General features: G+C 50.3%; 5 protein-coding genes. All 5 read right to left on the bottom strand.

What is annotated here, in order from left to right; all coding sequences use genetic code 11:
• Positions 1–513 (bottom strand): 4Fe-4S binding protein (locus tag JF818_RS02995; protein ID WP_198890504.1); only part of this gene is annotated, 513 nt, incomplete at its 3' end.
• On the bottom strand, positions 503–865 hold the full coding sequence (locus JF818_RS02990; RefSeq protein WP_198890503.1) for a NifB/NifX family molybdenum-iron cluster-binding protein: 363 nt from the start codon (positions 863–865) through the stop codon (positions 503–505). The genes JF818_RS02995 and JF818_RS02990, both read right to left, overlap by 11 nt.
• Positions 862–1,245, bottom strand: coding sequence for a DUF134 domain-containing protein (locus tag JF818_RS02985; protein ID WP_198890502.1), 384 nt, complete (start codon positions 1,243–1,245; stop codon positions 862–864). Before JF818_RS02985 ends, JF818_RS02990 begins: the two co-directional genes overlap by 4 nt.
• An 8-nt stretch (positions 1,246–1,253) precedes the next feature.
• Positions 1,254–1,502: a DUF5320 domain-containing protein gene (locus tag JF818_RS02980; protein ID WP_198890501.1), complete on the bottom strand. Its 249-nt coding sequence runs from the start codon at positions 1,500–1,502 to the stop codon at positions 1,254–1,256.
• 171 nt (positions 1,503–1,673) lie between these two features.
• Positions 1,674–2,830, bottom strand: a 1,157-nt coding sequence (locus JF818_RS02975; protein WP_198890500.1) for an adenylosuccinate synthase, incomplete at its 5' end; no start/stop codon positions are given.

Below are 2,830 nucleotides of genomic sequence, written 5' to 3'. Positions count from 1 at the left end.
CCCACTACCAGGGGGACTGTCGATGATGACCAAATCGGTTTTCTTCTCTCTCATCAGTGCCTTGATAATGGGCACTGCAGAACTTTCCCCAACATTCATCTCACCCGCGAGAAAGGTGATTCCATCCTTCCTGCCCCGCTTAACCACGCCCAGTGGACGTTGCTCCTCGTGAAGTGCTCCTTTCGGGCAGATGTATGTACATAGCCCACAGGAATGACAGATCTCATCGAAGACCAAGAGGTTCTTTCCAATGAGTGCCAAGGCATTGAAAGCACAGGCGTCCACACATATCCTGCAACCATCACAAAGATCCTGATTTACCACTGGCTTTGGTTCAGATATGACATACTCCTCTACAATGGTTGGTTTGATGAAGATATGTCCGTTCGGCTCTTCCGTATCACAATCGATATAGGTCGCATTTGCTGCCACAGCGGCAAGATTAACGGAGACCAGGGTCTTCCCTGTTCCTCCCTTACCACTGAGAACTGCAATGGTAGCCTTAGTGTGCATGATGATATCCAGGATGTACTTCGTTCAGGGAGGTAAGTTTGCCTTCCAGAAGGTTGGCAATATTGTCAGCTATGCTCAAGTTGAGTGCCTTGAGGATGCTGATGTTTGCAGCAATCAGTACTTTCGAGGCATTCTCGCCCAAGCGGAAGGTGATCAGGCTGTCGATCTTCTGGTCAGCGAGGAATTGTGCGGCCTGGATTCCTGCTCCCCCTGAAGCTTCAGCTGCTTTGTTGTCCAAAAAGGTACTGGTCTCTTTTTCTGTATCATAGAGACAATAAATGGGTGCTCGTCCAAACGATACACAAATGGCGCTGTCCAAGCTCTTTTCTTCTGCGGGTACTGCTACAATCATTGAGGTATATCTCCTTGTCTATGTTGGTGACGACCCCGGCCCATTCTGCATCCACGACCGCAGCCGTAGTGATGGGGACCCCCATGGTCATTCAGGTGGTACTCGCCACCCTCAATGAAGAGCAGCTTGCCCTCCACCAGTGATTCTGCCAGTTTTCTTCTGGCGCTTTCATAGATGCCTTGGACCGTAGTCCTGGCAACATTCATCTGTCCAGCGCACATCTCTTGGGTCAATCCTTCCTGGTCGATGAGGCGTATGGTTTCATACTCATCAACGGTCATGATAATGGATGGGGTTTCATCCAAGGGGGCACCGAGGGGCCCGAACTTGGTGATTTGGGGAAGTGCGCAGACGTTTCTCCATTTACGTGGACGGGGCATAGCTCCTCCTATTCGTTACTCTCTTTCATCTGAGCTTCAAGTTGTTTGAGTTCATCCTCAAGGATTCGCTTGCGTTCAGCAAGGGAGATGGGAGCGACGGGAGTAGCGTACATTCCCCAGCCGAGTCCTCGGCCGAAACCTGCACCACGTCCCATGCCATAACCGTAGCCGACTCCGGCTCCGCCACGGCAGTATCCCATGCCTCTTCCAGTCATTGGTCCGTTGCCCATAGGGCCTGTTCCATTTCTTCTTGGCATATTGTGCCTCCTTGGTATAATAATTGTTATCGACATATGTCAGTAACTATCTTTAGTGTAGTGAGGTTATTGGCATATGTCAATAACTAATGAAAAAGTTTTATCATTTTTTCTTATCCCAAAGAAAAAGGCCCTTCCGAAGAAGAGCCTTTGATACAAGAAAACCAGTAGTTACATGATAATGATCTGATCTCGCTCAGGTCCGACCGAGATGAACTTGATCGGTGCACCTACCAACTCTGCAAGACGCTTGCAGTAGATTTGCGCATTCTTTGGCAGGTCTTCCCACTTGCGGGCATTACTCGTATCACTCATCCAGCCATCGTACTCTTCATAGATTGGCTCGGCAATTTCCTGCTGGGCAGTCTCGGGAAGGTAGTTGATGACTTCTCCGTTTACCCGGTAGCCCGTACATACCTTGATCTTCTCAAATCCATCAAGGACATCAAGTTTGGTAAGGGCGATGGAGGTAAAGCCGTTTATCCAGCAAGAGAATTCGGTGGCAACTGCATCAAACCATCCGCAACGACGAGGGCGACCGGTTGTTGCACCATATTCACCACCGACACTACGCAATTTCTCTGCATTTTCGTCAAACAGTTCTGTCATGAATGGACCGCCACCAACACTGGTTGAGTAGACCTTGGTCACTCCAATGACCTCATCAATCCTTCTTGGGCCGAGGCCGCTTCCATTAGCTGCCCCTCCAGAGGTAGGGCTGCTGCTTGTGGTGTAGGGGTAGATGCCCCAGTCAAGGTCTCTCATGACACCAAGCTGACCTTCAAGAAGAATCTTACGGCCCTCTTCGTACGCCTGACGTACCACGGGAAGGGTGTCGATGATCTTATCTCCGTAGGTCTCTTTCCACTTTTTGCAGAGTTCCATGATCTCATCAACGGTGTACTCTTTCAGGCCGAAGTAGGCAAGTTCACGATTCTTCTGGGGGAGAGCCATCTCAATGCGGTTCCTGAGTCGGTCCTCATCGAGGAGATCTGCTGCCCTGATACCGCTACGGGTGGCTTTGTCACTGTAACAAGGTCCAATACCACGCTTTGTTGTACCGATCTGCATCTTGTCACTCTTGGATTGCTCCTGGGCACCATCAAGTGCCCGGTGGTATGGCATGATCAGGTGGGCACGTACGTCGATGAACAGATTGTCCACCGTTACACCCTTGGCGGTGATGGTCTGTAGCTCTTCACTCATGGTCTCGAAATTGACGACAGTCCCTGCTCCCACGATGTTCATGGTCTCAGGATTGAAGATACCGGACGGGATGATATGGAGGGCGAACTTGCCCTTGTCATTGATGACTGTGTGTCCTGCAT

The organism is Sphaerochaeta sp. S2, from assembly GCF_016406725.1.
In the GTDB taxonomy this organism is placed as follows: Bacteria; Spirochaetota; Spirochaetia; order Sphaerochaetales; family Sphaerochaetaceae; genus Sphaerochaeta.
The sequence above is the reverse complement of the archived record's forward strand: the minus strand, read 5'-3'. Positions and strand labels throughout refer to the sequence as shown.

Excerpts from the sequence above, each read along its gene's own strand:
- JF818_RS02990 (WP_198890503.1), bottom strand. The coding sequence starts at position 865 with ATGATTGTAGCAGTACCCGCAGAAGAAAAGAGCTTGGACAGCGCCATT.
- JF818_RS02985 (WP_198890502.1), bottom strand. The coding sequence starts at position 1,245 with ATGCCCCGTCCACGTAAATGGAGAAACGTCTGCGCACTTCCCCAAATC.
- JF818_RS02980 (WP_198890501.1), bottom strand. The coding sequence starts at position 1,502 with ATGCCAAGAAGAAATGGAACAGGCCCTATGGGCAACGGACCAATGACT.